General features: G+C 57.1%; 32 protein-coding genes, 1 tRNA gene and 2 pseudogenes. 25 read left to right on the top strand and 10 right to left on the bottom strand.

Annotated features, from left to right (window positions below; translation table 11 throughout):
* Positions 1–230: 230 nt before the first annotated feature.
* From ACYZTL_RS05810 to ACYZTL_RS05800, 3 genes and pseudogenes are all read left to right on the top strand, one after another.
* Positions 231–426, top strand: a pseudogene (locus ACYZTL_RS05810) (integrase core domain-containing protein); the annotation flags it as partial.
* Between the two features lie 156 nt (positions 427–582).
* Positions 583–1,023, top strand: a complete 441-nt coding sequence (locus ACYZTL_RS05805; RefSeq protein ID WP_461950974.1) for a hypothetical protein — start codon at positions 583–585, stop codon at positions 1,021–1,023.
* A gap of 340 nt (positions 1,024–1,363) precedes the next feature.
* On the top strand, positions 1,364–1,819 hold the full coding sequence (locus tag ACYZTL_RS05800) for a DUF2214 family protein (protein ID WP_461950973.1): 456 nt from the start codon (positions 1,364–1,366) through the stop codon (positions 1,817–1,819).
* A 181-nt stretch (positions 1,820–2,000) separates the two neighbouring features.
* Here the strand turns inward: ACYZTL_RS05800 and csrA are convergent, their stop codons facing one another.
* On the bottom strand, positions 2,001–2,192 hold the full coding sequence (gene csrA / locus ACYZTL_RS05795; RefSeq protein ID WP_008057174.1) for a carbon storage regulator CsrA: 192 nt from the start codon (positions 2,190–2,192) through the stop codon (positions 2,001–2,003).
* A gap of 250 nt (positions 2,193–2,442) precedes the next feature.
* Between csrA and ACYZTL_RS05790 the strand changes: the two genes are divergently transcribed.
* Positions 2,443–2,808 (top strand): SPOR domain-containing protein, encoded by a 366-nt coding sequence (locus ACYZTL_RS05790; RefSeq protein WP_461950972.1) that lies wholly within the window; start codon positions 2,443–2,445, stop codon positions 2,806–2,808.
* 99 nt (positions 2,809–2,907) lie between these two features.
* On the opposite strand, the gene ACYZTL_RS05785 is transcribed toward ACYZTL_RS05790, so the two are convergent.
* The 3 genes from ACYZTL_RS05785 to ACYZTL_RS05775 form a co-directional block, all read right to left on the bottom strand.
* Positions 2,908–3,597, bottom strand: a complete 690-nt coding sequence (locus ACYZTL_RS05785) for an endonuclease (RefSeq protein WP_461950971.1) — start codon at positions 3,595–3,597, stop codon at positions 2,908–2,910.
* A 4-nt stretch (positions 3,598–3,601) separates the two neighbouring features.
* Positions 3,602–3,892 carry a DUF1654 domain-containing protein gene (locus tag ACYZTL_RS05780; RefSeq protein ID WP_461950970.1) on the bottom strand — a complete coding sequence of 97 codons (291 nt, stop codon included), beginning with the start codon at positions 3,890–3,892 and terminating at the stop codon, positions 3,602–3,604.
* 157 nt (positions 3,893–4,049) lie between these two features.
* The gene (locus ACYZTL_RS05775; RefSeq protein ID WP_084317973.1) at positions 4,050–5,138 is read right to left on the bottom strand and encodes an asparaginase; all 1,089 of its coding nucleotides are present in this window, start codon (positions 5,136–5,138) and stop codon (positions 4,050–4,052) included.
* Between the two features lie 355 nt (positions 5,139–5,493).
* Between ACYZTL_RS05775 and ACYZTL_RS05770 the strand changes: the two genes are divergently transcribed.
* From ACYZTL_RS05770 to ACYZTL_RS05735, 8 genes are all read left to right on the top strand, one after another.
* Entirely contained in the window at positions 5,494–5,943 is a 450-nt protein-coding gene (locus ACYZTL_RS05770) for a hypothetical protein (RefSeq protein ID WP_461950969.1), read from the top strand.
* A 182-nt stretch (positions 5,944–6,125) separates the two neighbouring features.
* Positions 6,126–7,082 carry a substrate-binding domain-containing protein gene (locus ACYZTL_RS05765; protein ID WP_461950968.1) on the top strand — a complete coding sequence of 319 codons (957 nt, stop codon included), beginning with the start codon at positions 6,126–6,128 and terminating at the stop codon, positions 7,080–7,082.
* Between the two features lie 57 nt (positions 7,083–7,139).
* A complete protein-coding gene (locus ACYZTL_RS05760; RefSeq protein ID WP_461950967.1) occupies positions 7,140–8,693 on the top strand; it encodes a sugar ABC transporter ATP-binding protein in 1,554 nt (517 codons plus the stop codon).
* Entirely contained in the window at positions 8,690–9,667 is a 978-nt protein-coding gene (locus ACYZTL_RS05755) for an ABC transporter permease (protein ID WP_008028232.1), read from the top strand. The genes ACYZTL_RS05760 and ACYZTL_RS05755 overlap by 4 nt, the downstream gene beginning before the upstream one ends.
* Before the next feature lie 3 nt (positions 9,668–9,670).
* Positions 9,671–10,690, top strand: coding sequence for a LacI family DNA-binding transcriptional regulator (locus tag ACYZTL_RS05750; protein WP_461950966.1), 1,020 nt, complete (start codon positions 9,671–9,673; stop codon positions 10,688–10,690).
* 24 nt (positions 10,691–10,714) lie between these two features.
* A complete protein-coding gene (gene rbsK / locus ACYZTL_RS05745; RefSeq protein ID WP_461950965.1) occupies positions 10,715–11,632 on the top strand; it encodes a ribokinase in 918 nt (305 codons plus the stop codon).
* Entirely contained in the window at positions 11,629–12,033 is a 405-nt protein-coding gene (rbsD, locus tag ACYZTL_RS05740) for a D-ribose pyranase (RefSeq protein WP_461950964.1), read from the top strand. The genes rbsK and rbsD overlap by 4 nt, the downstream gene beginning before the upstream one ends.
* 43 nt (positions 12,034–12,076) lie before the next feature.
* On the top strand, positions 12,077–13,105 hold the full coding sequence (locus ACYZTL_RS05735; RefSeq protein ID WP_461950963.1) for a nucleoside hydrolase: 1,029 nt from the start codon (positions 12,077–12,079) through the stop codon (positions 13,103–13,105).
* Between the two features lie 32 nt (positions 13,106–13,137).
* On the opposite strand, the gene ACYZTL_RS05730 is transcribed toward ACYZTL_RS05735, so the two are convergent.
* A complete protein-coding gene (locus ACYZTL_RS05730) occupies positions 13,138–13,350 on the bottom strand; it encodes a hypothetical protein (RefSeq protein ID WP_461950962.1) in 213 nt (70 codons plus the stop codon).
* 134 nt (positions 13,351–13,484) lie between these two features.
* Here ACYZTL_RS05730 and ACYZTL_RS05725 point away from each other — a divergent pair, with 134 nt between their 5' ends.
* On the top strand, positions 13,485–13,790 hold the full coding sequence (locus tag ACYZTL_RS05725) for a hypothetical protein (protein ID WP_084318055.1): 306 nt from the start codon (positions 13,485–13,487) through the stop codon (positions 13,788–13,790).
* A 165-nt stretch (positions 13,791–13,955) separates the two neighbouring features.
* Entirely contained in the window at positions 13,956–14,276 is a 321-nt protein-coding gene (locus ACYZTL_RS05720; RefSeq protein WP_461950961.1) for an I78 family peptidase inhibitor, read from the top strand.
* A gap of 72 nt (positions 14,277–14,348) precedes the next feature.
* On the opposite strand, the gene ACYZTL_RS05715 is transcribed toward ACYZTL_RS05720, so the two are convergent.
* Together ACYZTL_RS05715 and ACYZTL_RS05710 are read right to left on the bottom strand one after the other, a co-directional pair.
* Positions 14,349–14,561 carry a cold-shock protein gene (locus tag ACYZTL_RS05715; RefSeq protein ID WP_003179963.1) on the bottom strand — a complete coding sequence of 71 codons (213 nt, stop codon included), beginning with the start codon at positions 14,559–14,561 and terminating at the stop codon, positions 14,349–14,351.
* 292 nt (positions 14,562–14,853) lie between these two features.
* The gene (locus ACYZTL_RS05710) at positions 14,854–15,156 is read right to left on the bottom strand and encodes a hypothetical protein (protein ID WP_461950960.1); all 303 of its coding nucleotides are present in this window, start codon (positions 15,154–15,156) and stop codon (positions 14,854–14,856) included.
* Between the two features lie 372 nt (positions 15,157–15,528).
* Between ACYZTL_RS05710 and thrS the strand changes: the two genes are divergently transcribed.
* The 10 genes from thrS to ACYZTL_RS05660 all read left to right on the top strand — a co-directional run bounded on the left by thrS (position 15,529) and on the right by ACYZTL_RS05660 (position 24,448).
* Entirely contained in the window at positions 15,529–17,451 is a 1,923-nt protein-coding gene (gene thrS / locus ACYZTL_RS05705) for a threonine--tRNA ligase (protein ID WP_008023971.1), read from the top strand.
* Complete coding sequence (gene infC, locus ACYZTL_RS05700; protein WP_172435341.1) at positions 17,451–18,002, top strand: translation initiation factor IF-3; 552 nt, start codon at positions 17,451–17,453, stop codon at positions 18,000–18,002. Before thrS ends, infC begins: the two co-directional genes overlap by 1 nt.
* 60 nt (positions 18,003–18,062) lie before the next feature.
* Complete coding sequence (gene rpmI, locus ACYZTL_RS05695; RefSeq protein ID WP_002553160.1) at positions 18,063–18,257, top strand: 50S ribosomal protein L35; 195 nt, start codon at positions 18,063–18,065, stop codon at positions 18,255–18,257.
* A gap of 28 nt (positions 18,258–18,285) precedes the next feature.
* Complete coding sequence (gene rplT / locus ACYZTL_RS05690) at positions 18,286–18,642, top strand: 50S ribosomal protein L20 (RefSeq protein WP_007905879.1); 357 nt, start codon at positions 18,286–18,288, stop codon at positions 18,640–18,642.
* A gap of 109 nt (positions 18,643–18,751) precedes the next feature.
* Entirely contained in the window at positions 18,752–19,768 is a 1,017-nt protein-coding gene (pheS, locus tag ACYZTL_RS05685; RefSeq protein ID WP_314532327.1) for a phenylalanine--tRNA ligase subunit alpha, read from the top strand.
* Positions 19,769–19,794: 26 nt separating this feature from the next.
* Positions 19,795–22,176, top strand: coding sequence for a phenylalanine--tRNA ligase subunit beta (pheT, locus tag ACYZTL_RS05680; protein ID WP_461950959.1), 2,382 nt, complete (start codon positions 19,795–19,797; stop codon positions 22,174–22,176).
* 3 nt (positions 22,177–22,179) lie between these two features.
* Positions 22,180–22,482 carry an integration host factor subunit alpha gene (gene ihfA, locus ACYZTL_RS05675; RefSeq protein ID WP_002553164.1) on the top strand — a complete coding sequence of 101 codons (303 nt, stop codon included), beginning with the start codon at positions 22,180–22,182 and terminating at the stop codon, positions 22,480–22,482.
* Entirely contained in the window at positions 22,463–22,819 is a 357-nt protein-coding gene (locus tag ACYZTL_RS05670) for a MerR family transcriptional regulator (protein ID WP_003179985.1), read from the top strand. Before ihfA ends, ACYZTL_RS05670 begins: the two co-directional genes overlap by 20 nt.
* A gap of 89 nt (positions 22,820–22,908) precedes the next feature.
* Positions 22,909–22,985: transfer RNA gene (locus tag ACYZTL_RS05665), tRNA-Pro, on the top strand.
* 419 nt (positions 22,986–23,404) lie between these two features.
* Positions 23,405–24,448: an NAD-dependent epimerase/dehydratase family protein gene (locus ACYZTL_RS05660; RefSeq protein WP_461954270.1), complete on the top strand. Its 1,044-nt coding sequence runs from the start codon at positions 23,405–23,407 to the stop codon at positions 24,446–24,448.
* Between the two features lie 13 nt (positions 24,449–24,461).
* Here the strand turns inward: ACYZTL_RS05660 and ACYZTL_RS05655 are convergent.
* Positions 24,462–24,770, bottom strand: a pseudogene (locus ACYZTL_RS05655) (MerR family transcriptional regulator); the annotation flags it as partial.
* Positions 24,771–24,995: 225 nt separating this feature from the next.
* Positions 24,996–25,202 carry a hypothetical protein gene (locus tag ACYZTL_RS05650; protein WP_461950958.1) on the bottom strand — a complete coding sequence of 69 codons (207 nt, stop codon included), beginning with the start codon at positions 25,200–25,202 and terminating at the stop codon, positions 24,996–24,998.
* 236 nt (positions 25,203–25,438) lie between these two features.
* Here ACYZTL_RS05650 and ACYZTL_RS05645 point away from each other — a divergent pair, with 236 nt between their 5' ends.
* Positions 25,439–25,633 (top strand): hypothetical protein, encoded by a 195-nt coding sequence (locus ACYZTL_RS05645; protein ID WP_461950957.1) that lies wholly within the window; start codon positions 25,439–25,441, stop codon positions 25,631–25,633.
* A gap of 54 nt (positions 25,634–25,687) precedes the next feature.
* On the opposite strand, the gene ACYZTL_RS05640 is transcribed toward ACYZTL_RS05645, so the two are convergent.
* Complete coding sequence (locus ACYZTL_RS05640) at positions 25,688–26,026, bottom strand: DUF6124 family protein (protein WP_461950956.1); 339 nt, start codon at positions 26,024–26,026, stop codon at positions 25,688–25,690.
* Between the last annotated feature and the right edge of the window lie 58 nt (positions 26,027–26,084).

Genomic DNA, 26,084 nt, shown 5'->3' with positions numbered 1-26,084 from the left:
GCGGTACCTGCCTTTGAAAATCACCACCGGCGCATCTAGCGCTTCAGGGCAGAGTCCACACATAGTCCAAGAGAAATGGGGTGATTTACAAGAGAAGAGTCACAGGTAAGCGTTCGATGGTCCGTGGTGAAGTTCTGAAAATCGGACCAGTCGGCATTACGGCGTGTGCAGGTCAAGTCGAATGCAAGCGGTGGGTCAGCCAGGATGCAATTCATTGGTCAGTGGCAATGGAGGGGCCAAGTGGGATATTGAAGGCAGAGCTTTTGCTCCAGCGCCCACAGGATTTAACGCAGGTGAAGAAGATGGTCAGTGAGTCGGTATCGATCTACAACCACGAGCGTCCGCACCAGTCTTTGAAATACAAAACGCCCGATGCGATGCATCGGGCGTTGGGGTGAAACAGGTGTAAACCCGTTTCAGGACTAGACACTGCGATTTGCAACCCCCATCAAAACTCGGCGCCCACTTCCAGGTCATCACCTCAAGGCAATCGCCGAGGTACAACCAAGGCTCCTGGGTCATGGTCATTTCCAGTCAGGTGCCCCCCTCCGTGACCGGATGCGTCAATGAGGTGGTGGCAATTTGGCATTGCTCAAATTAACGAGTATTGTGGCGCCCGATCCCCCACACGCCATGGACGCGGTAATGACAACAGTGCCTTTAATCGTTACGAAACAAGAGACTCACTTAGGTTACGACATCCAGGTGGTTACAGTCGGGCCGATCAAAACACAGCAGGACGAACCGGAAAATCTGCACACGCATCACAAGGCCAGGATTTCTATTTGGTTCGATGGCAAAGAGATCAGAGAAGCAGGTGAGGCCCCTTCCATGCGTTTTGTGTCGCGCGAGGATGCAGCTGAGTTTGGTTTCGAAATCGGCCGAATGATTGTCATGCAGCGTCGCAAGCTAACCGCTTTCAAACTGATTGATCGTGCGTGCGAACTCTTTAAGTTGCCGCGATTGCTGTTCCGTAATCAAGATTTCAAGTTGCGACAGGGGCGCGAAGCGGGTGGGCTCTGATCCTTTTGGCTGAGTTTTCCGTCCGCGGTGAGTGTCGTAATGCTGCGAAGTAATCATTCAACTGCAGGGCTGACACTTTTCATGAAGTGCCGGACAGCGCGGGCGGCCTCTATCGGAGATGCCTGATGCAGGCAATGCGGTGCGTCCAGAGCGACTTCCAATACCATGGGGTTTGCTTCAAGACTCGTATCGACGCGGTTTGCGGTACAGCCCAATCCCGCTACAAGCATTGGTAGTGCTGAGCCAACCATGTCTTCCATCCTTGGCCGCAGGCAGGTTCCTGCTTTTTGGGCTACTACTGTCAGGCCAATCGGAACGTTGGCCTGACGGGAGTATATCGATGCTTGTGCACTGGTTTCTTGCTGCGATCCATCTCTTGGCGTTTGCCCTCGGCTTCTGGGCAGTCCTGTCCCGCGGCACGGCTTTTCGGCGCCTGGCGACTGGCGTGGGGGAGGCTCGCAGCGTATTGATCGCGGATAACCTGTGGGGGATTTCTGCGGTCGTCCTGCTGGTCACCGGTGGGATGCGAGCCTTTGGCGGGTACGAAAAGGGCACTGACTACTATCTGCATCAGCCGCTGTTCCACCTCAAATTGACGCTGTTCGTCCTGATCCTGTTGCTTGAAGTTGCACCGATGGTGACGTTGGTCAAATGGCGGATTGCGCAGGCGCGGGGTGCAGCCGTCAATTCCGATCGTGCAACGCTATTTGCACGGATCAGTCATATCGAAGCGCTGCTGGTGCTGCTGATGGTTGTGGCGGCTACGGGCATGGCGCGGGGTGTGACATTTGGTTAGCCGAGTGTGATTGCGCACTTCCCCAGGATTTATCCGAAACGTCCGACAGCCATGACGTGAGACATGCCGCTAGTATCGGCTTCACGTTCTGGGTGGGTGACTGCGGTGGTGTTAGCAACACGTGAATCTTAGCCAGCCGTGATTCCAGGGCGAACGGGCTGGCTACTGACTGCAGCAGGATTCAGGTTTGCGGCTTTTCCGGGGCGGTCAGGCCAGCCTGAATGCGCTGATAAATTTCTTCACGGTGCACCGCAACGTCTTTCGGGGCGTTGATGCCAATTCTGACTTGCTGGCCGCTTACGCCCAGAATGGTGATCGTAATGTCATCGCCAATGTTTATGCTTTCACCGACTTTGCGGGTGAGTATCAGCATGGTCTTCTCCTTGATTGCTTTGTGGGGCACCTGATTCGGACAGTGCAGAGGTCGGTGGTATGTATAGATTAGTGCGAAGTCTCACGGTTTGGGTGCCTCTTTCTGACGCGCAGATGCTGCATTAATTCCCAAGGCGTAACTATACAGAGGCCGCATCCATCATTCTCGTTGTTTTGCGCCCATTTTGCGGCACTCGGGAAGTATTCATGAATGTTAAAATCCCCGCTTTCAGCATTCAGAGGGAAGCGTTGTGCGCAAAATGGCCTTGGTAATCGCCGTACTGGCAATGGCGGGATGTGGTGAAGGCAAGAGCGTTGACGCGCAAAAGCCGCAGCCAGCAGCGACTGCAGCGCCTGCGGTGGCCTCCGGACCGCAGTGGGATCTGGAAGTGCGAGGTGAAATAACGCAGGCTGTCAGCGATCTGAGTGGCTGGCTGATCGAGCACAGTTTCGTTGCCAGTGTGGTCAAGGAAAATGGCAAGACCCGCATCCTGATGGGGCCATTCAGTTCGAAAGCCGAAGCTGAAGCCAAGCAGGAAGAGGTGCGCGCAGCACTGACCCGTGCGAAAAAGCAGAACATCGAATTGCTGGTCATCGAGCGCCCGTTGACTCAGTAACGGCGTCATCCGCCGGCCGAGCGCCTTGGGATGTCGAGCGCGGTTGAAAACAAAAAGGCCTCGGGCAATTACCCCGAGGCCTTTTTTGTGCGCGTGCGTTTAACCGCAGGCCTTCATGTCCACCGGCCCGACAAACTCGTTACCGCGCCCCATCACGCACGCCACGCTCTGGTTGCGTTGCTGTTCCCAGGCTTGAACCGGGTAGGTTTTGTTCCAGGCTTCGTACAGTTGCCGATCCTGTTTTGACAGGCGCAAACCGTACTGCTTGCTCATGTAGAAATAAGTCCGGGCGATCATGCCGCGAATGGAAGGGCGGGGCATAACCTTCTTCGCCTTGAAATCGACCTGAGTCAGGCACGAGCCGTATTGACCGGATTGCTCCGGCAGCCAGCCGAAGCTGAAATTGCTGCGATCGCCATTCACTTCGCCGATGCTTGGCACCAGGTTATGCAAATCGGCCTCGGCTTTCTGATAGGTCGGGTCGTAACGCGTGCAATTCTTGCGTCCGCCTTCCTGCCAGCACTGACGCTGGTGGCCGATCTGCCAGGCGGGGACGATGTGCTCCCATTCGATGCGGGAAGCGCGCTTGGCATTTTTGCGCGGTACATAACCGCAGGCGGAGAGGTTCACCTTGTTGCCGGTGTACTTGCACCCGCAGTAGAACTCGGTGGATTGCGGCGCATACAGCTTCCAGGCGACCTTCTTGGCTTCGTCGAAAGTGCGCGGCGCGTCAGCCTGGGCGCCCATCGCGAAGAACAGAAACAGCAAAACAAAACAACGGACACTCATTGACTCAATCTTCCTTCGGCACAACCCAGAAAATCTGCACGCCGCCATCGTCGCGGTAGGCGAGGGTGACGTTGTCGTTCTCGTCGATTTCTTCGAGCAATTGTTCCCACTCATCCACGGGCTCGTCCGGAAGACGGAAGATCAGTGCGGCTTTGGCTTTCTGCGCGGTGGGGGAATTGATGATTTTTTGAACACGCATGCCCATGCGTTGATAGGCGTCAGGAGAGGCAGAGGTGGTGGTCACGAAATTATCCTTATTAAGCTGTACGTGCATACAGTATTTAACTGTAGGCATTTTCGCAACTGCTTAAAATTCAAGAAAATCGTCTGACAGCGGTTTTTTCCGTTTGGTGTGGGAAGAGGGAAATTTTTTTATCGGATAAGAGACCTCTTGCCAGTGGTGGCGAGAGGCGACGGCGGTGCCCGACCGGAACCGGTCGGGCGAGGGCGAATCAGTATTCCCAGAACATCCGCTGCAGCTCCTTGCTGTCATTGGTCTTGGTCAGCGCGACCATGGCCAGGATGCGAGCTTTCTGTGGATTCAAGTCATGCGCCACGACCCAGTCGTACTTGTCGTCAGGCTGTTCAGCGTTACGCAGTACGAAACCACCAGCGTTGACGTGGGAAGACCGAATGATTTGCACGCCGTCCTTGCGTAGCGCCTGCAGGGCTGGAACAACCCGCGAAGACACCGAACCGTTGCCTGTACCGGCGTGGATGATGGCTTTGGCGCCGGATTGAGCCAGCGCTTTGTAGGCGGTATCACTCACGTTGCCGTAGGAATAGGCGATTTCGACATCAGGCAGGCTCTTGATGTTCTTGATGTCGAATTCCGAATCCATGGTGTGGCGCTTGGCTGGCAGGCGGAACCAGTAGGATTTGCCTTCAACCACCATGCCGAGGGGGCCCCAGGCACTTTTAAACGCCTCGGTCTTGATGTTGATCATCTTGCTGACGTCGCGGCCCGACTGGATTTCATCGTTCATGGTCACCAGTACGCCTTTGCCGCGAGCATCTTTGCTGCTGGCCACGGCCACGGCGTTGTACAGATTCAGCATGCCGTCGGCGGACATCGCGGTGCCTGGGCGCATGGAGCCCACGACGATGATCGGCTTGTCGGTTTTTTCGACCAGGTTCAGGAAGTAGGCGGTCTCTTCCAGGGTGTCGGTGCCGTGGGTGATGACGATGCCATCGACGTCCTTGCTGTCGGCCAGTTCGGCCACACGACGGCCCAGTTGCAGCAGGTTGTCGTTGGTGATGCTTTCTGACGCAATCTGCATGACCTGTTCGCCGCGAACGTTAGCCAGTTGGCTCAGTTCGGGAACCCCGGCGATCAATTGTTCAATGCCGACTTTTGCCGCTTGATAAGTCGCGCTGTTGGCGGCGCTGGCGCCTGCGCCGGCAATGGTGCCGCCGGTGGCGAGGATCACCACGTTCGCCAGTTTTTGTTGGGTTTCGGCTTCTTTTGCCTGAAGGGCTGTCGGAAGGAGTAGCAGGAGGGCCAAGGCGCCCGGAACGAAAGTCTTGAAAGCAGATGTCATTATTTTTCTCTTCTAGTAGTGAGACGGTGCTGATGCAGGTTCATCTAGATGTGCCCCAGGCGGATCTGAACGCTTGGGGTGAAGGAGAGTGAGCAGGATCTGTACCAGTCATATCCGGAAATGAAAAAATGTCTTTAACCTTATGATTGGTATCAACTTTCTGGTTTGTGTCAGAGAGACGTTAAACGGTTTGTTGTCCGGGTTTCCGAATATGTCTGGCATTTACGTTCGGCTCTCCGAAAAGGACTACGGCCTCTGTCGAACAGATCGTCTTGCCAGATAGCGAATCAGCACTTAAAGAAACAAGCGCGCAGGTCGATGCCCTTCAAAGGATCTTTTTCTCCAGGAGTTTCACATGTCATTTTCGGTTGGCTTCCCCAATGCAGGCGCAATCACCATCGGTGGCAAGTCCACGGCGACGATCAACGCTTTGAGCGAATCGACTTCCGAAGTGTCGGCGCTGGCGTTGGGTAACGAGGAAGCGGCTGACGAAACCAAGGTCCGCACAGGTGGCGGCACCCAGGCCGAAGCCAAAGCAGAAAGCGGCAGCGACCAAAGCATCGCAGTAAAAATATTGCTCAAGCGCATGCAGGAACTGCAACAGCAACTGCGCGAGCAACAGCAGCAATTGGCCGCGGCTCAGGCGGCGTCTTACCCGACACCGGAAGCCAAGACAGCGGCAGTCATGGCAATTCAGGGGCAGGTCGCGAACACCAGCGGCGCGCTGGCAGAAGTAACCGGCAATCTGGTCAAGGAACTGGCCAAGGGTTCCGACGCGGGTGGTATTGTCAGCACAACGGCGTAAAGAGACGCTCGCCGAAGTACAAAACGGTTTTTCGGTCGTTGACAAATGACGAAAGGGTTCGCATAGTTCTGCCTACGCAAACGTTTGCGAGGCTCCGCCGATGGCTTGTCCCTCGGCGAATGCAGTGAAGCTTATGCCAGCGCAAGCGTTGCTCAGAATAATCATAAGATCGGAGTGAATCCATGAAGCTGCCATTCGCTGGACGTCTTCTCGCTGTCGCTATGCTGGCTGCCGCATCCGTCGCGTTGCCTGTCTCCTCGGCTTTCGCCGAATCCCCTGAAAAACCTAAAGTCGCGCTGGTCATGAAGTCCCTGGCCAACGAATTCTTCCTGACCATGGAAGACGGCGCCAAGGCCTACCAGAAAGACCACTCCGCCGATTTCGACCTGATCTCCAACGGCATCAAGGACGAAACCGACACCGCTGGCCAAACGCGCATCGTCGAGCAAATGATTCTGGCCAAGGTCAATGCACTGGTCATCGCACCCGCTGATTCGAAGGCCATGGTTCCGGTGATCAAGAAAGCCATCGATGCCGGCATCACGGTGATCAACATCGATAACCAGTTGGATCCTGCCGTCGTCAAAAGCAAAAACATTACTGTTCCGTTCGTAGGTCCGGATAACCGCAAAGGCGCGCGTCTGGTAGGTGAATACCTGGCCAGGCAACTGAAGGCCGGTGACGAAGTCGGCATCATCGAAGGCGTGTCCACCACCACCAACGCCCAGGCCCGGACTGCTGGCTTCAAGGATGCGATGGAAGCGGCGCAAATCAAGGTCGTTTCTCTACAGTCCGGCGATTGGGAAATCGATAAAGGCAACAAGGTCGCCGCTTCGATTCTTAGTGAATACCCGGACGTCAAAGCCCTGCTGGCCGGCAACGACAGCATGGCCGTCGGCGCGGTCTCCGCCGTGCGAGCCGCGGGCAAGGCCGGCAAGGTGCAAGTTGTCGGCTACGACAACATCAACGCCATCAAGCCAATGCTCAAGGATGGCCGTGTCCTGGCCACCGCTGACCAGTTTGCCGCCAGGCAAGCCGTGTTCGGCATCGAGACGGCATTGAAAATCATCAAGGGCGAGAAGGTCGACAGCGGCACCAACGGCGTCATCGAAACTCCGGTAGAGCTGGTGACCAAGTAGTCCTTCTGGCGACACGGTGGTGCTCGCCCGTCCGGGCGAGCGCATGGAGAGTTTTTTATGTCAGTTTTCGCTCCGAACGCTGTCCTCTCGGTCAGCGGTATCGGTAAGACTTATGCGCAACCTGTCCTCAGCGGCATCGACCTGACGTTGATGCGCGGTGAGGTGCTGGCGCTGACCGGCGAGAACGGCGCCGGCAAAAGCACGCTGTCGAAGATCATCGGCGGGCTGGTCACGCCGACCACCGGCCAGATGCAGTTTCAGGGTCAGGATTATCGCCCCGGCAGTCGCACCCAGGCTGAAGACCTGGGCATTCGCATGGTCATGCAAGAACTCAATCTGCTGCCGACCCTGTCGGTGGCTGAAAACCTGTTTCTCGACAACCTGCCCAGCAACGCTGGCTGGATCAGCCGCAAGCAATTGCGCAAGGCAGCGATAGAGGCCATGGCTCAGGTCGGGCTCGACGCGATTGACCCGGATACTCTGGTCGGCGAGCTGGGTATCGGTCACCAGCAAATGGTCGAAATCGCCCGCAACCTGATCGGCGATTGTCATGTGCTGATCCTCGACGAACCGACCGCGATGCTGACGGCCCGTGAAGTCGAGATGCTGTTCGAGCAGATCACGCGCCTGCAAGCGCGCGGCGTCTCGATCATCTATATCTCGCACCGCCTCGAAGAGTTGGCCCGTGTCGCTCAGCGCATTGCGGTGTTGCGCGACGGCAACCTGGTCTGCGTCGAGCCGATGGCCAACTACAACAGCGAGCAACTGGTCACCCTGATGGTCGGCCGTGAACTCGGCGAACACATCGACATGGGCTCGCGCCAGGTCGGAGCGCCGGCGTTGACAGTCAAGGGGCTGACCCGCTCGGACAAGGTGCGCGACGTGTCCTTCGAAGTGCGTGCCGGCGAGATCTTCGGGATTTCCGGTTTGATCGGAGCAGGACGCACTGAACTGCTGCGCTTGATCTTCGGCGCCGACACGGCGGACAGCGGCACGGTTGCGCTGGGTTCGCCAGCACAGGTCGTGAGTATTCGTTCACCGGTGGACGCGGTCGGACACGGCATCGCCCTGATCACTGAAGACCGCAAGGGCGAAGGCTTGCTGCTGACCCAATCGATCAGCGCGAACATTGCCTTGGGCAACATGCCGGAGATCTCCAGCGGTGGTTTCGTCAACAACGGTGAGGAAATGTCCCTGGCCCAGCGTCAGATCGACGCCATGCGCATTCGCAGCTCCAGCCCGACGCAATTGGTGTCGGAGCTGTCCGGCGGCAACCAGCAGAAAGTCGTGATCGGCCGTTGGCTGGAGCGCGATTGTTCGGTGTTGCTGTTCGACGAGCCGACTCGCGGCATCGACGTCGGCGCCAAATTCGACATCTATGCACTGCTCGGTGAGCTGACCCGTCAGGGCAAGGCGCTGGTGGTGGTGTCCAGCGATCTGCGCGAACTGATGCTGATCTGCGACCGCATCGGCGTGCTGTCGGCGGGGCGCCTGATCGAGACATTCGAGCGCGACAGCTGGACCCAGGATGACTTGCTTGCCGCCGCTTTTGCTGGCTACCAAAAACGTGATGCGTTGCTCAATGAAGCAGCGCCTAGGGATCTTCAATGAAAACTGCAACGTCTGCCGGTAAACGTAGTGGCAATTTTTACGGCCTCGGCACCTATCTGGGCCTGGCCGGTGCCTTGCTGGCGATGGTCGCGCTGTTCTCGGTCCTGAGCAGCCATTTCCTGTCTTACGACACCTTCAGCACCCTGGCCAACCAGATTCCGGACTTGATGGTGCTGGCGGTCGGCATGACGTTCGTGTTGATCATCGGCGGCATCGATCTGTCGGTGGGCTCGGTGCTGGCACTCGCCGCGTCGACGGTCAGCGTGGCGATTCTCGGCTGGGGCTGGAGCGTACTGCCGGCAGCATTGCTCGGCATGGCGGCGGCAGCGCTGGCCGGAACCATCACCGGTTCGATCACCGTGGCGTGGCGGATTCCGTCGTTCATCGTGTCCCTCGGCGTGCTGGAAATGGCGCGCGGCGTGGCGTATCAGATGACCGGTTCGCGCACGGCCTACATCGGTGATGCCTTTGCCTGGCTGTCCAACCCGATCGCCTTCGGCATTTCGCCGTCATTCATCATTGCCTTGCTGATCATCTTCATTGCTCAGGCCGTGCTGACCCGCACGGTGTTCGGCCGCTACCTGATCGGCATCGGCACCAACGAAGAAGCCGTGCGTCTGGCAGGGATCAATCCAAAGCCCTACAAGATCCTGGTGTTCAGTCTGATGGGGCTGCTGGCCGGTATCGCCGCGCTGTTCCAGATTTCTCGCCTGGAAGCGGCGGATCCGAATGCCGGTTCCGGTCTGGAGCTGCAAGTGATTGCCGCGGTGGTGATCGGCGGAACCAGCCTGATGGGCGGGCGCGGTTCGGTCATCAGCACCTTTTTCGGGGTCCTGATCATTTCCGTATTGGCGGCCGGTCTGGCGCAGATCGGCGCGACCGAACCGACCAAACGCATCATCACCGGCGCGGTCATCGTGGTGGCGGTGGTGCTTGATACCTATCGCAGTCAGCGCGCAAGCCGGCGGACCTGAATCATGGCAACGATCAAGGATGTGGCAGCGCTCGCGGGGATTTCCTACACCACGGTTTCCCATGTGGTGAACAAGACTCGTCCGGTCAGTGAGGAAGTGCGGATCAAGGTCGAGGCCGCGATCAAAAGTCTCGACTACGTGCCCAGCGCTGTGGCCCGCTCATTGAAGGCCAAGACTACGGCGACCATCGGCCTGCTGGTGCCCAACAGCCTTAACCCGTACTTCGCCGAACTGGCTCGCGGCATCGAGGATTACTGCGAGCGTAATGGCTACTGCGTAATCCTCTGCAACTCCGACGACAACCCGGACAAGCAGCGCAGCTACCTGCGCGTGTTGCTGGAAAAGCGCATCGACGGGTTGATCGTGGCATCGGCTGGTGGTGATGCCGGACTGGCAGAAGGTCTGGCGGGTGTGCGCACGCCGATGGTTATCGTCGACCGCGGACTGGAAGGCGTGAATGCCGATATGGTGCGCATCGATCATGAGTACGGCGCTTATCTGGCGACCCGGCACCTTCTGGAGTTGGGGCATCGGGACATCGCCACCATTGGCGGGCCGGCAAGTACCAGCGTGGCGCAGATGCGTCTGGCGGGTTATTGCCGCGCGCTGAAAGAGGCGGGCGTCGAAGTGCCTCGCGAGCGCATGCTGGAAAGCGATTTCACCAGCACCGGCGGCTACAGCGCCGCCGCAATCCTGTTGGAAAAGAACCCGCCGAGCGCCATTTTTGCCGGCAACGACATGATCGGCATCGGCGTGCTGCGAGCCGCCGCCGAGCGCAATATTCGTGTGCCGAGCGAGCTGTCGGTGATCGGCTTCGACGATATCCAGATGAGCCGTTATGTCTATCCGGCGCTGACCACCGTGGGCCAGTCGATCCTGCAACTCGGCGAGATGGCGGCCAGCGTGCTTTTGCGCAGGATCGCCACACCGGATATGGCCACCGATCAACGGATCGTGACACCCAGTATTGTCTTGCGGGAATCGACTGCGCCGCTGGCCGGTGTGTTCGCCGAATACCGTTGAAATTGCATTTATGAGTAGTGATGTATGCCAGCAAAAGTAGTGGTGATAGGCAGCCTGAACATGGACCTGGTGACTCGCGCGTCGCGGTTGCCCCGTGGCGGTGAAACGCTGATCGGCGAGTCGTTTACCACGGTCTCCGGCGGCAAGGGTGCCAATCAGGCGGTCGCTGCGGCGCGGCTGGGTGCGCAGGTGTCGATGGTTGGTTGCGTGGGTACTGACGCCTATGGCGAGGAATTGCGCGGGGCGCTGTTGGCCGACCGGATCGATTGTCAGGCGGTCAGCACCGTCGACGGTGCCAGCGGCGTGGCGTTGATCGTGGTCGATGACAACAGCCAGAATGCGATCGTCATCGTCGCCGGTGCCAATGGAGCGCTGACGCCGGAAGTGATTGATCGTTTCGACGCGGTGTTGCAGGCGGCGGACGTGATCATCTGTCAGCTGGAAGTGCCGGATGCTACGGTCGGGCATGCACTCAAGCGTGCTCGTGAGCTGGGCAAAACCGTGATTCTCAACCCGGCACCCGCCAGTCGTCCGCTGCCGGCAGACTGGTATGCGGCCATTGATTACCTGATCCCGAATGAGAGCGAAGCCTCGGCACTGAGCGGTTTGCCGGTGGATTCGCTGGCAACTGCTGAAACCGCAGCGACCCGGCTGATTGCGATGGGGGCGGGCAAGGTCATCATCACCCTGGGTGCCCAGGGCTCGCTGTTTGCCAATGGCAAAAGCTTCGAACACTTTCCGGCACCGAAGGTAAAAGCTGTCGATACCACGGCGGCTGGCGACACCTTTGTCGGTGGTTTCGCCGCCGCGCTGGCGGCCGGTAAAAACGAGGACGAAGCGATCCGTTTCGGCCAGGTGGCCGCCGCGCTGTCGGTGACCCGTGCTGGCGCGCAGCCCTCGATTCCTGATTTGTCCGATGTACAGGCCTTTAAAACACCATGAAGAAAACACCTCTGCTCAACGTCGCGTTGTCGCGACTGATCGCTTCCCTGGGCCACGGTGACATGGTCGTGATTGGCGATGCCGGTCTGCCGGTGCCGCCGGGCGTCGAGCTGATCGATCTGGCCCTTACCCACGGCATTCCGGATTTCATCAGCACTTTAAAAGTCGTACTCAGCGAAATGCAGGTCGAAAGCCACGTATTGGCCCAGGAGATCCTGGACAAGCAGCCGTCGTCGCTGGTCACGCTGGACGAACTGAATGCCGAAGGCGCGCTGGGTCAGCGTGAGCTGCTCAGTCATGAGCAATTCAAGGTCTTGAGCCGACAGGCACGGGCGATTGTTCGTACAGGCGAATGTCAGCCGTACTGCAACATCGTGCTGGTGGCCGGGGTAACGTTCTGATTCGCCGCTGTCTCTCTGCTTTCCCACGCACAAGGAGTGCGCCATGCACCGCTATGCTCAGAAACTGCACCAACTGTTCCGGAGTCTGCTGCTTTTGTCTCTGATTACCGCAACAAGCGCCCAGGCGGCGGAAAAGATCGACTTGATCATCGACACCGACCCCGGTGCCGATGACGTGGTGGCCTTGCTGTTTGCCCTGGCATCACCGGAAGAATTGAGCGTCCGGGCGCTGACCACCGTCGCCGGCAACGTGCGTCTGGACAAGACATCGCGTAATGCGCGGCTGGCCCGCGAGTGGGCAGGGCGCGAAGAGGTGCCGGTGTATGCCGGTGCGCCAAAGCCGCTGATGCGCACACCGATCTATGCCGAGAACATTCATGGCAAGGAAGGCCTGTCGGGTGTCACCGTGCATGAGCCGAAGCAAGGCCTGGCCAAGGGCAATGCGGTCAATTACCTGATTGATACCTTGAAAGCCGCCAAGCCTCACAGCATCACCATCGCCATGCTCGGTCCGCAGACCAACCTGGCCCTGGCACTGATTCAGGAGCCTGAAATCGTTCAGGGCATCAAGGAAGTGGTGGTCATGGGCGGTGCGCACTTCAACGGTGGCAACATCACCCCGGTGGCCGAGTTCAATCTGTTCGCTGACCCGCAGGCCGCGGAAGTGGTGTTGAAAAGTGGCGTCAAACTGACCTATCTACCGTTGGACGTGACCCACAAGATCCTCACCAGCGAAGCACGGCTGAAGCAGATCGCTGCACTGAACAACAACGCCAGCAAGCTGGTGGGCGATATTCTCAACGAATACGTCAAAGGCGACATGGAACACTACGGTCTTCCGGGTGGCCCGGTGCACGACGCTACGGTCATTGCCTACCTGCTCAAGCCGGAGCTGTTCACTGGCCGTTCGGTCAACGTGGTGGTTGATAGTCGCGAAGGTCCGACCTTCGGTCAAACCGTCGTCGACTGGTATGACGGCCTGAACGCGCCGAAGAACGCTTTCTGGGTTGAAAGCGGCGACGCCCAAGGCTTCTTCGACCTGCTGACCCAGCGTCTGGCGCGCCTGAAGTAAATTTCACACCCGCAGGTGCCAGCCTGCGGGTTTCACTCCCTTTCGTTGTATTCAGCGCCCTTGTAATCGGGCGGGTACTTCTCGAACACCTGCGCGATGAAGGACTGCGCTGCTTCAGTCCCCAGTTCCTTGACCAATAGATCGATACCAATGATTGCCAACTCTTCCGGGCTGCCCGGGCTGTAGGAGCTATGACCTAGCGGCCATTTGGCTTTGATGTCGGCGTCGATGCTTACGGTGGTCATGATGGCGCTCTTGAATTCGGAAAAGTCTGAGGGTGAGTTAACCATTTTTGCCGGACATTTGGCACTCCGACTTAGGCATGAGAGGAGGGCTATGCGACACTTGGCGTTTGATGAGTTTTTTCAAGGACAGCGCTGTGCAGATCGATTTGAACACTCCTGACGGCTTGACCCTTGAAGCGGTTCGCCAGCTACTGGCCAGCGCCAGCGATGATGAGCACACTCAGTTGCGGGTCACCAAGGGCGGCATCGCTTACATTTCATCGGGCGTCGTGGGCGGCACCGACATAGACGGTCTACTGTTTCGTCTGGAGACGTGGGCCAAGGGCTCCGGGTATGTGGGATTGGTCGCGGCCAGTGACGAGGTCTGGGTCATGCAGATTTTCAATGCGCTGAAAGAGAACTGGCCGACACCACCGTTCGACTACATCGACATTTATTGAGTGCTGTTCATATTCAGTCACGATTAAGGGATGAACGGCTGGGAATGCTCAGGCAAACTCGCCGATTGTCCGGATCGAGGGTAGGGTGAAAGCGCTGCCTGTGAAACCAAGCGCCAGATTGGCGGTCGCACGATCTCAGCTTAACTACTGAAAAAAGGAGGCTTCATGCCTTGGAAGCTCGCGTCATTGGGTACTTTGTTGGTCGCTAGTCTGCTGGCAGGTTGCAGCAGTACGTCCACCGAATCGGCAACAGACCCTGTTACGACGACTGATACCGGTCACAGCCGCTGTGAAGCAAAGGCTGCCGAATTCACCATTGGCAAAAAGGCTTCGCCCGAACTGCTGGAACAGGCGCGCCTTCGCGCCGGCGCGCAAATTGCCCGTATCCTCCAGCCAAACGATATGGTCACCCTGGAGTACCGCTCCGATCGCCTGAACCTGAACACCGATAACAACCTGGTGATCACGCGCATCAACTGCGGCTGATACTGTCGGGCTTTTGCTTCACCCATAAAAAACCCCGTCACATGGACGGGGTTTTTTTAGTGCGCCTGGAAATTACTCTGGGCGAACTTGAGCAGCTTGCATACCCTTTTGGCCTTTCTCAGCCACGAAGGAAACGGTCTGGCCTTCTTTCAGGCTTTTGAAACCGTCGCTTTCGATAGCTTTAAAGTGTACGAACAGGTCGTCACCGCCACCTTGAGGAGTGATGAAGCCGAAGCCTTTTTCATCGTTGAACCATTTAACGGTGCCGGTTTGGCGATTAGACATGGTGTATCTCCAAGAAACATATATTTTCAGTAGTACTGTGCTGCTCAGGCCAACTGGGCACACCGGGGTATCATAGTCGAAATGTTCGCTTTGGGAGCCCCCCGGACGTGCTGTTTGCCCTACAGTTGCACTTTCTTTGTTGCTTGATTTGGCTGAAAGCCCCGTTTTAAAAGGCTTTCGGCCGAAAGTAAAGACGATAAAAAAAGCTGTAAAACCTGCATGAATTGTACGAAAAATAGCTTTTCAGGGGCTTTTCATCGGCCGTTGAGGTCTTCAAAGCGTCCTTTCGGGCTTATTTTTTCGCCTTGTTGTCGGCCTTGCACGACGAAATCTGGGTCAGTGCTTTTTGTTTCAGTGCGTCACTTGCGGTGTTGTCCATTAAGGACTGAATGTCGCTGGCCGGGTACGACTTGATCGCATCGGCGCCGCAAGCGCAATGGGCTTTTGCCGCCGCCGGGCCAATCTGCGGAGTAGCTGCCTGGGTGCACTGAGCCATGTATTTATCGCGCTCGCCCTTCGGCCAATCGGCATGGGCGGCCAGTGGCAGCAGCAGGGCGATGGGTGCGACTACTGCGAACAAACGATTCAGACGCATGCTGGGATGCTCCTTGTGGGTCAATGTCTTGTTATCTGAGGGGTAAAGCAGGGTTCAAGTTCAGCACTCTGGCATAAAAACACCTGATTTGCCCCCGCGGAAAACCCGGCACCGCGATGACCGTTCATCTGTGCTAGCATGCCTCGCTCGGGTATTTGCAAGCTCCGGATGACCTTCAGTCCCGGTGGCGGCAATGTCCGAATAATCCTGATTTGAATCCCAGTCACTCTGGTTCGGTTTTCCGGTTGGCCGCAAGGCTCCTGCCGCTGTAAGGCAGGCGTTCGTCATTGAATGGCCTGGACCGGATCTTGTACTGGCTCATCCCAACCCACGTGACCTTTGGTAGGGGTCACCACTAGGAGAGGAGGCGCCATGCCAACTATTACTCTTCCCGACGGCAGTCAACGTTCATTCGATCACCCGGTTTCCGTAGCCGAGGTCGCCGCATCCATTGGTGCCGGTCTGGCCAAGGCCACCGTGGCCGGCAAGGTCGATGGCAAGCTGGTCGACGCCAGTGACATCATCAGCGCCGACGCTACGCTGCAAATCATTACGCCAAAGGATGAAGAGGGGCTGGAGATCATTCGCCACTCTTGCGCCCACCTGGTCGGCCACGCGGTCAAGCAGCTGTACCCGACCGCCAAAATGGTCATCGGCCCGGTCATCGACGAAGGCTTCTATTACGACATCGCCTTCGAGCGTCCTTTCACTCCGGACGACCTGGCCGCTATCGAACAGCGCATGCAGCAGCTGATCGAAAAAGATTACGACGTGATCAAGAAAGTCACTCCGCGCGCCGAAGTGATCGAAGTGTTCAAGGCTCGCGGCGAAGACTACAAGCTACGCCTGGTCGAAGACATGCCGAACGAGCAGGCCATGGGCCTGTATTATCACGAAGAATACGTCGACATGTGCCGCGGTCCGCACGTGCCGAACACCCGTTTCCTGAAATCCTTCAAGCTGACCAAGTTGTCCGGCGCCTACTGGCGTGGCGATGCCAAGAACGAGCAATTGCAGCGCGTTTACGGCACCGCATGGGCTGACAAAAAGCAGCTGGCGGCTTACATCCAGCGCATCGAAGAAGCTGAAAAGCGCGATCACCGCAAGATCGGCAAGCGCCTTGGTCTGTTCCACACCCAGGAAGAGTCGCCGGGCATGGTGTTCTGGCACCCGAACGGCTGGACTTTGTATCAGGTGCTCGAGCAATACATGCGCAAGGTTCAGCGCGACAACGGCTACCTGGAGATCAAGACTCCACAAGTCGTTGACCGCAGCCTGTGGGAGAAATCCGGGCACTGGGCCAACTACGCCGACAACATGTTCACCACTCAGTCGGAAAACCGCGACTACGCCATCAAGCCAATGAACTGCCCTTGCCACGTGCAAGTGTTCAATCAGGGCCTGAAAAGCTACCGCGAGTTGCCGATGCGTCTGGCCGAATTCGGTGCCTGCCACCGTAACGAGCCATCGGGTGCGCTGCACGGCATCATGCGCGTGCGTGCGTTCACTCAGGATGATGCCCACATCTTCTGTACTGAAGAGCAGATGCAGGCCGAATCCGCCGCGTTTATCAAGCTGACCATGGACGTTTATGCCGACTTCGGTTTCAAAGACGTCGAAATGAAGCTGTCCACTCGTCCGGAAAAACGCGTCGGTTCCGACGAGTTGTGGGATCGCGCCGAAGCTGCATTGGCTGCAGCCCTTGATAGCGCTGGCTTGCCGTACGATCTGCAGCCGGGCGAGGGTGCGTTCTACGGTCCGAAGATCGAGTTCTCGCTGAAAGATTGCCTCGGCCGCGTCTGGCAGTGTGGTACTCTGCAGCTCGATTTTAACCTGCCTGTCCGTCTGGGAGCTGAATACGTCTCCGAAGACAACAGTCGCAAGCACCCGGTGATGTTGCATCGGGCGATCTTGGGTTCGTTCGAGCGTTTCGTCGGAATCCTGATCGAGCACTACGAGGGTGCATTCCCCGCGTGGCTTGCACCGACTCAGGCAGTGATCATGAATATCACTGATAAACAGGCCGATTTTGCCGCTGAGGTTGAAAAAACCCTCAACGAAAGCGGATTTCGTGCCAAGTCTGACTTGAGAAATGAAAAGATCGGCTTTAAAATCCGCGAGCATACTTTGCTCAAGGTTCCCTATCTCTTGGTTATCGGAGATCGGGAAGTCGAGATGCAGACTGTCGCTGTGCGTACTCGTGAAGGTGCTGACCTGGGCTCGATGCCCGTCGCCCAGTTCGCTGAGTTTCTCGCGCAAGCGGTTTCCCGGCGTGGTCGCCCAGATTCGGAGTAATTATTATTAAGCGTGAAATGAGACAAGATAAACGAGCTGCACCGAAAGCCCCGATCAACGAGAATATCTCGGCACGCGAGGTTCGGTTAATTGGGGCTGAAGGTGAACAGCTTGGGATTGTGTCAATTGAAGACGCGCTTCTTAAGGCTGAAGAGGCCAAACTGGATCTGGTGGAGATTTCCGCCGATGCAGTACCCCCTGTTTGCAAACTGATGGACTACGGCAAATCGATCTTCGAGAAGAAGAAGCAGATTGCCGCGGCCAAGAAAAACCAGAAGCAGATTCAGGTTAAAGAAATCAAGTTTCGTCCAGGGACGGAGGAAGGGGATTACCAGGTAAAACTGCGCAACCTGGTACGTTTCCTGAGTGATGGGGACAGGGCCAAGGTATCCTTGCGATTCCGCGGCCGTGAGATGGCCCACCAGGAGCTGGGGATGGAACTCCTCAAGCGAGTTGAAGGTGACTTGCTCGAGTACGGTTCGGTCGAACAGCATCCTAAGATGGAAGGACGCCAGCTGATCATGGTCATCGCCCCGAAAAAGAAGAAGTAATCAACAGGGCACGGCAGGCCTTCTGATTATGTTTATCAACTGAATGCGGAGTATCCGAACATGCCAAAAATGAAAACGAAAAGTGGTGCTGCTAAGCGGTTTCTGAAAACTGCTAACGGTATCAAGCACAAGCACGCTTTCAAGAGCCACATCCTGACTAAAATGTCGACCAAGCGTAAGCGTCAACTGCGCGGTAGCAGCTTGCTGCATCCGTCTGACGTGGCAAAAGTCGAGCGCATGCTGCGCCTTCGTTAATTTTAGTCAAGAATAGAGGAAGTAACTCATGGCTCGTGTAAAGCGTGGCGTCATTGCCCGTAAACGTCACAAAAAAATTCTGAAACTTGCTAAAGGCTACTACGGCGCTCGCTCGCGCGTATTCCGTGTTGCCAAGCAAGCGGTAATCAAGGCAGGCCAATACGCCTACCGTGACCGTCGTCAGAAAAAACGTCAGTTCCGCGCTCTGTGGATCGCTCGTATCAACGCTGGTGCACGTATCAACGGTCTGTCCTACAGCCGTTTCATCGCCGGCCTGAAAAAAGCGTCCATCGAGATCGACCGTAAGGTTCTGGCTGATCTGGCAGTGAACGAAAAAGCGGCGTTTGCTGCGATTGTCGAGAAAGCTAAAGCCACCTTGGCTTAAGTACCCCCGACAGTCACCCGGCCTCACCTCTGTGGGGTCAGGTGTTAAACGTCATAAATAGGGGAAGAGCCTTCAAGCTCTTCCCCTATTTTGTATCTGGAGTCTGTACATGGAAAACCTGGATGCGCTCGTCTCTCAAGCACTAGAGGCTGTGCAAAGCGCTGAAGATATCAATGCCCTGGAGCAAATCCGGGTTCACTACCTTGGCAAAAAAGGTGAATTGACTCAGGTGATGAAGACCCTGGGGAATTTGCCGGCAGAAGAGCGTCCGCAAGTCGGCGCCCTGATCAACATTGCCAAGGAGCGTGTCACAGAGGTTCTCAATGCCCGCAAGGCACTGTTTGAAGAGGCCGACCTGGCCGCCAAACTGTCTGCCGAGTCCATTGACGTGACCCTGCCTGGCCGCGGCCAGACCTCGGGTGGTTTGCATCCGGTTACTCGCACTCTGGAACGTATCGAACAGTTCTTCACCCACATCGGCTACGGCATTGCCGAAGGCCCTGAGGTCGAAGACGATTATCACAACTTCGAAGCGCTCAACATCCCAGGCCATCACCCGGCCCGGTCGATGCATGACACCTTCTATTTCAATGCCAACATGTTGCTGCGCACCCATACCTCGCCGGTACAGGTCCGCACCATGGAATCGAAACAGCCGCCGATCCGCATCGTCTGCCCGGGCCGTGTGTACCGTAGCGACTCCGATATCACTCACTCGCCGATGTTCCACCAGGTCGAAGGCCTGCTGGTCGACCGCGATATCAACTTCGCCGACCTGAAAGGGACCATCGAAGAGTTCCTGCGCGTGTTCTTCGAAAAAGAACTGGCCGTGCGTTTCCGTCCTTCGTACTTTCCGTTCACCGAGCCATCCGCTGAAGTCGATATGGAATGCGTGATGTGCAGCGGTAAAGGCTGCCGTGTCTGCAAGCAGACTGGCTGGCTGGAAGTCATGGGCTGCGGCATGGTTCACCCGAACGTGTTGCGTATGTCCGGGATCGACCCGGAAGAGTTTTCGGGCTTTGCCTTCGGCATGGGCGTTGAGCGTCTGGCCATGCTGCGTTACGGCGTGAACGACTTGCGTCTGTTCTTCGACAACGACTTGCGGTTCCTCGCGCAATTTCGCTAGTCGTAACGAATTCTTAGGAGAGCAGGATGAAATTCAGTGAACAATGGCTGCGTGGCTGGGTAAGCCCGCAGGTAAGTCGCGATGAGCTGGTTGCTCGTCTGTCGATGGCCGGTCTTGAGGTCGATAGCGTTACGCCGGCCGCCGGTGAATTCAGTGGCGTGGTGGTGGGTGAGGTGCTGAGCACCGAGCAGCACCCGGACGCTGACAAGTTGCGTGTTTGCCAGGTCAGCAATGGCTCGGAGACTTTTCAGGTCGTGTGCGGTGCGCCAAACGTGCGTCCGGGCCTGAAGATCCCGTTTGCCATGATCGGTGCCGAACTGCCGGGCGACTTCAAAATCAAGAAAGCCAAGCTGCGTGGCGTTGAGTCCAACGGCATGCTGTGCTCGCAAACCGAGCTGCAAGTCGGCGAAGGCAACGATGGCCTGATGGAATTGCCGGCCGATGCGCCGGTCGGTCAGGACATTCGTGAATACCTGAGCCTGGACGACGCCAGCATCGAGGTCGACCTGACCCCGAACCGCGGCGACTGCCTGTCCCTGGCCGGTCTGGCACGTGAAGTCGGCGCGCTGTACGACGCCAAAGTCACCCGCCCGGTCATCGCCTCCGTTCCAGCCGTGCACGACGAAGTGCGTTCGGTTGAAGTGCTGGCACCAGCCGCTTGCCCACGTTACCTGGGACGTGTGATCCGTAACGTTGACTTGTCCAAGCCTACGCCGCTGTGGATGGTCGAGCGTCTGCGTCGTGCCGATGTGCGCAGCATCGACGCTGCCGTCGACATCACCAACTACGTGATGCTGGAGCTGGGTCAACCGCTGCATGCCTTCGATCTCGCAGAAATCAACGGCGGCATTCGCGTGCGCATGGCCGAAGAAGGCGAGAAGCTGGTGCTGCTCGATGGTCAGGAAGTCAGCCTGCGTAGCGATACCCTGGTGATCGCCGACCACACCCGCGCCCTGGCAATCGCCGGCGTCATGGGTGGCGAGCACAGCGGCGTCAACACCGCGACCACTCGCGACATTTTCCTTGAAAGTGCGTTCTTCGATCAGATTGCCGTTGCTGGCAAGGCTCGTTCCTACGGCCTGCACACCGACGCCTCGCACCGCTACGAGCGTGGCGTGGACTGGCAGCTGGCCCGTGAAGCCATGGAGCGCGCCACCGGCCTGCTGCTGGAAATCACTGGCGGCGAAGCCGGCCCGATCATCGAAACCGTCAGCGAACAGCACCTACCGAAGATCGCGCCGGTCACCTTGCGTGCCCAGCGCATCACCCAGATGCTGGGCATGGAAATGGATTCGGCCGAAGTGGAGCGACTGCTCAGCGGCTTGGGTCTGAAGATTTCTGCCGATGGGGCAGGGCAGTGGCGCGTTGAAGTGCCAAGCCATCGTTTCGATATCAGCCTTGAAGTTGATCTGATCGAAGAGCTGGCCCGTCTGTACGGTTACAACCGTCTGCCGGTTCGCTACCCGCAAGCCCGTCTGGCGCCTCAAGCCAAGGCTGAAGCGCGTAGCGATCTGCCTGAACTGCGTCGCTTGCTGGTGGCTCGTGGCTATCAGGAAGCGATTACCTACAGCTTCATCGACCCGAAACAATTCGAGTTGTTTAATCCGGGTGTCGAGCCGCTGCTGTTGGCCAACCCGATCTCGAACGACATGGCGGCCATGCGCTCGTCCCTGTGGCCAGGTCTGGTCAAGGCGCTTCAGCACAACCTGAATCGTCAACAGGATCGCGTCCGTCTGTTCGAAAGCGGCCTGCGTTTCGTTGGTCAGCTGGATGGCTTGAAGCAAGAGCCGATGCTGGCCGGCGTTGTTTGCGGTAGCCGTTTGCCGGAAGGCTGGGCGCAAGGTCGCGATGTCGTGGATTTCTTCGACGTCAAAGCTGACGTGGAAGCGGTGCTGGGCTTCGCCGGTGCACTGGATTCGTTCACGTTCGTGCCGGGTAAACACCCTGCGCTGCACCCGGGTCAAACCGCACGTATTGAACGTGAAGGTCGTCTGGTAGGTTTCGTTGGTGCGATTCACCCTGAATTGTCGAAAACTCTCGGTCTCGATCGTCCAGTCTTCGTATTCGAGCTGGTTCTGGCCGAAGTGGCGTTGGGTAAAATGCCTAAATTCCAGGAGTTATCGCGCTTTCCTGAAGTGCGTCGTGACCTGGCACTGATAGCCGATACCGGCGTTGCAGCCAGTGCCGTGCTGGACGTAATCCGTGAAAATGCAGGCGAATGGCTCACAGACCTCAGGCTATTTGACGTGTATCAGGGTAAAGGCATTGATCCTGATAGAAAAAGCCTTGCAGTTGGCTTGACCTGGCAGCATCCATCGCGCACTCTTAATGACGATGAGGTGAATACCACGACGCAAAACATCCTCACCTCGCTCGAACAAAGGTTGAACGCCACGTTAAGGAAGTGACGTATGGGGGCTCTGACGAAAGCTGAAATGGCGGAACGTCTGTATGAAGAGCTGGGCCTGAATAAACGGGAAGCCAAGGAATTGGTCGAACTGTTTTTTGAAGAAATCAGGCACGCTCTTGAAGACAACGAACAAGTCAAATTGTCCGGTTTCGGCAATTTCGACCTTCGGGACAAACGCCAGCGGCCTGGCCGCAATCCGAAAACGGGTGAAGAAATCCCGATCACGGCTCGCCGTGTGGTCACCTTTCGTCCAGGGCAGAAGTTGAAGGCCCGAGTTGAGGCTTATGCTGGAACCAAGTCATAACGACGAGCTACCCGTCATCCCAGGCAAACGCTACTTCACCATTGGTGAAGTCAGCGAGCTGTGTGCGGTAAAACCGCACGTGCTGCGCTATTGGGAGCAGGAGTTTCCTCAACTCAACCCCGTCAAACGACGCGGAAACCGCCGGTATTATCAGCGACAAGACGTGCTGATGATCCGGCAGATCCGCGCACTTCTTTACGATCAAGGGTTCACCATCGGCGGCGCTCGCTTGCGTTTGTCCGGCGATGAAGCCAAAGACGACACCACACAATACAAACAGATGATTCGTCAGATGATTGCCGAATTGGAAGATGTGCTGGTGGTGCTCAAGAAATAAATTCATGCGTTTGAATACTTCCAGTTTTCAAAAGCTTGCGATATATTCTTGAGCGTTCTTCGAGATGAAGAACAAGTTTCACGCCTAGTCGGGGCGTAGCGCAGTCCGGTAGCGCACTAGCATGGGGTGCTAGGGGTCGAGTGTTCGAATCACTCCGTCCCGACCATATAATTCAAGGGGTTGCGAGATTTTATCTCGCAACCCCTTTTTATTTTTGGTCGTTTTTACCCCTACAAATCAACTGGCTCTGGGTGGAATCCTCACGGCTTTTTTGTGACCCAACGCCAGCTTAGGCGCTCTATGGCCCGGTCACCGAGGAGCTTGCCTGATGAGCCAGTCCACTACCCAACGCATCGATGCCGGGAAAACGCCGAAGTCTGGTAAGCGGTGTGCGATCAGCAGGACCTGGTCGGCAACTCCGGCGTTGTCTGGCTCGACGACCACAATTCGCGGCCTGATTAGCTCAAAATCCGGCCCCCGCGACTTCTACGTGCCAGGACACGCTTGACTCTGCCCCGCGGGACAGACTTTATGATTCTCTTGATCCTGAACAGAATGGTTTCTCTTCCAGAAAAAGGAGTTTCAGTGAGCACGTTATGTCTGGTCACGGGCGCCAATGGGCACTTGGGCAATACTTTGGTCAGAGCATTGCTCAGTCAGGGCTACAGAGTCCGAGCCGGAGTGCGTGACATCGGTAACACGGCGCCCTTCGCGGGGCTTGATTGCGAACTGGTCTATGCCGAATTGCTGGACGGGCCTGCACTGCTCAAGGCATTGGACGGTGTCGACGTGCTGTTTCAAGTGGCGGCGGTTTTCAAGCATTGGGCCAAAAGCCCGGAAACCGAGATTGTCGAACCCAATGTGCGGGGGACACGTAGCGTGTTGGAGGCCGCTGCACGGGCGGGCGTCAAGCGTGTCGTCTATGTCAGTTCCGTCGCCGCGATTGGTCATGACGGCAGTGCTCTGGATGAAGCGCATTGGAATGACGAGGCTGAAAATGCCTACTACAAATCCAAGATTCTCTCCGAGCAAATGGCCTGGCGGACCGCTAACGACCTGGGGCTCTGGATGGTGTCGGTACTGCCCTCTGCGATGGTGGGGCCAAACGCGACCCAATTGACCGATACCATGGGGTTTCTGGAGTCAGTCAAACAGCGTCAGGTCCCGCTGGACCCAGGGTTTCATTTCAATTTCGTGGATGTGCGCGACGTGGCAGAGGGTTTGATTCTGGCCGCTGAAAAGGGCCGGGCAGGGCAGCGCTATATTCTTGCGAATGAGCGCTCATCGTCGCTCACCAACCTGGTCGAGGTCATCAATGCGCTTTCGCCGGGTTATCGCCAGCCACCGCGAGCCCCGCATTGGCTATTGGTCTGCCTTGCCTGGATGCAGGAACGGGCCGCGCAACTGACGGGCAAGCCTGCCCGGTTACTGCTCAGCCAGGTGCGCCTGTTCCATAACGTTCGGCAGGAGTACAGCATCGTCAAGGCGAAGACTGAACTGGGGTTCAACCCGCGACCGCCCGAAGAGGCGCTGATGTCAGCTTTTGTTTATCTGGGCAGGCAATCGACTCAGCCTTATGAAGAACTGACGTTGGTGCAGGACCGAACAATGAGTTCATCTCGCCTTTGAGCTCGATCAAATGAAGGTCCAGCGCCTGTAGCTCAGCGATTTTTTCTTTGACTTGCTGGCGCTTGGCATTGACGGCTTCGATTGCCAGCGCCAAAGGAAAGGCTTTGAGCTTGTTTTTGGCGCTGATCAGGGGACTCATCTCTGCCAGTTTGAAACCGGCAATTTGTGCCCTGCGAATGAGGTGGACGATTTCCAGATGGTGAGCGTTGTAGGTCCGGTATCGACCGTCGCGTTCCGGCTCGTTTATCAAGCCCATCTGTTCATACAGTCGAATGGCTTTTGGTGTGCAGCCGGTCAATTCGGCGAGTCGTCCAATGAACATGCTTAAATTCCTTTTTTTTAACGCGTCAAATGCCTCGTACGTTTGATCGCCTGTAAGCCCGTATCCGTCACAACAGCCAGCAACAAAAGTTTGGCGTGAATCCGCGCCCGTTGTACCTGCTACAGCTCATCCGCCACCGTGTCTGATCGGCACGGCGGGGATGTTGAACTGTTTACGTTGCCAATCAGCGCTCATCACCGCAGCGACTGGCGTTGGCCATTTCAGTCAGAGCGCGTAGCCAGCAGCCTGCCCAGGATGATTGTCCTGCACGCCCGCGATCAGATGCAGTGGCATGTGCGGTTGCTCATCCACGGATGAAACCTCAAAACCACCCACTACCAGCGGCTGTCGCTCACACATTTCGGTCGACTCTCCCGCCAGTTTTTTCGCCATTTTCGCGTGGTTCGCTGCGATTTCATTGAGAGTTGACACGTTACATCTCCGGGTGACGGACCCAGCGTATCGCTGGCGTCCGTAAGTATTGATTGATTGGCCGCCACGTCAGAATTCCGTCGTTCCGGGCTGCTACGGCCAGCGTTTGCAAAGCCTGAGCCAGACGTTGTCACAATTTCTTGACGGGGTGTTTTCAGGCGACGAATGGCGGTCGGTTGCGGGTTATGAATCGGGCGTAAACTGGGGGAGCTACTTCATCCAAAGGAGCCGCAAATATGATTGCCGACCGAACGACCGCACTGACGTCCGCGGACAAAACTGTCTGGGATCAATATTTCTGCGCTGCGCTGATTGCGGAAAGCAATCTGACGGCGCCGGTTGTAGGAGGGGCCACTCATGAAGACAGGCAGAATCTGTTGATTGAAAGAGCCAAGGCGCTCGCTGACAAGATGATGGATAACCGCCCATAAATGAAAAAGCCCGACCTTTTCAGGTTGGGCTTTTTCATGGGCGTCCAGGCGCGGCTATTTCGGGCTGTCGAGTCGATCCAGCGCCCGGTTTACGTCGAGTTCAGCCAGCATGATGATCTGAGCAATGCCCAACAGGGTATTGAGACTCGGCCCGTGCGCCAGGTCCATGGTCATGACATGCGCTGATGCCAGTGATACGCAAGCGTGTCCCAAAAGGTCTTCGGTGTTGATGTGCGGATCGAGGATGTACATCGTGCTCGGCGTGCGCGGGGTGGCTCGGATGTCGGCATGGGAAGGGATGCGGTCGGGGTCTGCGTGAAGTTTTTCTGAATCGGAATTTTTGAAGGGGGAGGCGGGGTCTGTTTCTGGCGGATTGGGTGTTGGCTTGATCATTGATGAAACTCCTAATTGAAATTAAGGAGCCTTCTCCCCTCGCTACCAAACGAGGGGT

The organism is Pseudomonas sp. LB3P81 (assembly GCF_054897965.1).
The sequence above is the reverse complement of the archived record's forward strand: the minus strand, read 5'-3'. Positions and strand labels throughout refer to the sequence as shown.

Bases quoted from the DNA above. Each gene is read 5' to 3' on its own strand.
- ACYZTL_RS05735 (WP_461950963.1), top strand. From the start codon at position 12,077: ATGCACCGCTATGCTCAGAAACTGCACCAACTGTTCCGGAGTCTGCTG.
- rbsK (WP_461950965.1), top strand. From the start codon at position 10,715: ATGCCAGCAAAAGTAGTGGTGATAGGCAGCCTGAACATGGACCTGGTG.
- pheS (WP_314532327.1), top strand. From the start codon at position 18,752: ATGGAAAACCTGGATGCGCTCGTCTCTCAAGCACTAGAGGCTGTGCAA.
- ACYZTL_RS05670 (WP_003179985.1), top strand. From the start codon at position 22,463: ATGCTGGAACCAAGTCATAACGACGAGCTACCCGTCATCCCAGGCAAA.
- pheT (WP_461950959.1), top strand. From the start codon at position 19,795: ATGAAATTCAGTGAACAATGGCTGCGTGGCTGGGTAAGCCCGCAGGTA.
- ACYZTL_RS05755 (WP_008028232.1), top strand. From the start codon at position 8,690: ATGAAAACTGCAACGTCTGCCGGTAAACGTAGTGGCAATTTTTACGGC.
- csrA (WP_008057174.1), bottom strand. From the start codon at position 2,192: ATGCTGATACTCACCCGCAAAGTCGGTGAAAGCATAAACATTGGCGAT.
- ACYZTL_RS05760 (WP_461950967.1), top strand. From the start codon at position 7,140: ATGTCAGTTTTCGCTCCGAACGCTGTCCTCTCGGTCAGCGGTATCGGT.
- ihfA (WP_002553164.1), top strand. From the start codon at position 22,180: ATGGGGGCTCTGACGAAAGCTGAAATGGCGGAACGTCTGTATGAAGAG.
- ACYZTL_RS05750 (WP_461950966.1), top strand. From the start codon at position 9,671: ATGGCAACGATCAAGGATGTGGCAGCGCTCGCGGGGATTTCCTACACC.
- rbsD (WP_461950964.1), top strand. From the start codon at position 11,629: ATGAAGAAAACACCTCTGCTCAACGTCGCGTTGTCGCGACTGATCGCT.
- ACYZTL_RS05775 (WP_084317973.1), bottom strand. From the start codon at position 5,138: ATGACATCTGCTTTCAAGACTTTCGTTCCGGGCGCCTTGGCCCTCCTG.
- ACYZTL_RS05785 (WP_461950971.1), bottom strand. From the start codon at position 3,597: ATGAGTGTCCGTTGTTTTGTTTTGCTGTTTCTGTTCTTCGCGATGGGC.
- ACYZTL_RS05645 (WP_461950957.1), top strand. From the start codon at position 25,439: ATGATTGCCGACCGAACGACCGCACTGACGTCCGCGGACAAAACTGTC.
- ACYZTL_RS05770 (WP_461950969.1), top strand. From the start codon at position 5,494: ATGTCATTTTCGGTTGGCTTCCCCAATGCAGGCGCAATCACCATCGGT.
- ACYZTL_RS05730 (WP_461950962.1), bottom strand. From the start codon at position 13,350: ATGACCACCGTAAGCATCGACGCCGACATCAAAGCCAAATGGCCGCTA.
- ACYZTL_RS05720 (WP_461950961.1), top strand. From the start codon at position 13,956: ATGCCTTGGAAGCTCGCGTCATTGGGTACTTTGTTGGTCGCTAGTCTG.
- thrS (WP_008023971.1), top strand. From the start codon at position 15,529: ATGCCAACTATTACTCTTCCCGACGGCAGTCAACGTTCATTCGATCAC.
- rpmI (WP_002553160.1), top strand. From the start codon at position 18,063: ATGCCAAAAATGAAAACGAAAAGTGGTGCTGCTAAGCGGTTTCTGAAA.
- rplT (WP_007905879.1), top strand. From the start codon at position 18,286: ATGGCTCGTGTAAAGCGTGGCGTCATTGCCCGTAAACGTCACAAAAAA.
- ACYZTL_RS05800 (WP_461950973.1), top strand. From the start codon at position 1,364: ATGCTTGTGCACTGGTTTCTTGCTGCGATCCATCTCTTGGCGTTTGCC.
- ACYZTL_RS05715 (WP_003179963.1), bottom strand. From the start codon at position 14,561: ATGTCTAATCGCCAAACCGGCACCGTTAAATGGTTCAACGATGAAAAA.
- ACYZTL_RS05710 (WP_461950960.1), bottom strand. From the start codon at position 15,156: ATGCGTCTGAATCGTTTGTTCGCAGTAGTCGCACCCATCGCCCTGCTG.
- ACYZTL_RS05765 (WP_461950968.1), top strand. From the start codon at position 6,126: ATGAAGCTGCCATTCGCTGGACGTCTTCTCGCTGTCGCTATGCTGGCT.
- ACYZTL_RS05640 (WP_461950956.1), bottom strand. From the start codon at position 26,026: ATGATCAAGCCAACACCCAATCCGCCAGAAACAGACCCCGCCTCCCCC.
- ACYZTL_RS05780 (WP_461950970.1), bottom strand. From the start codon at position 3,892: ATGCCTACAGTTAAATACTGTATGCACGTACAGCTTAATAAGGATAAT.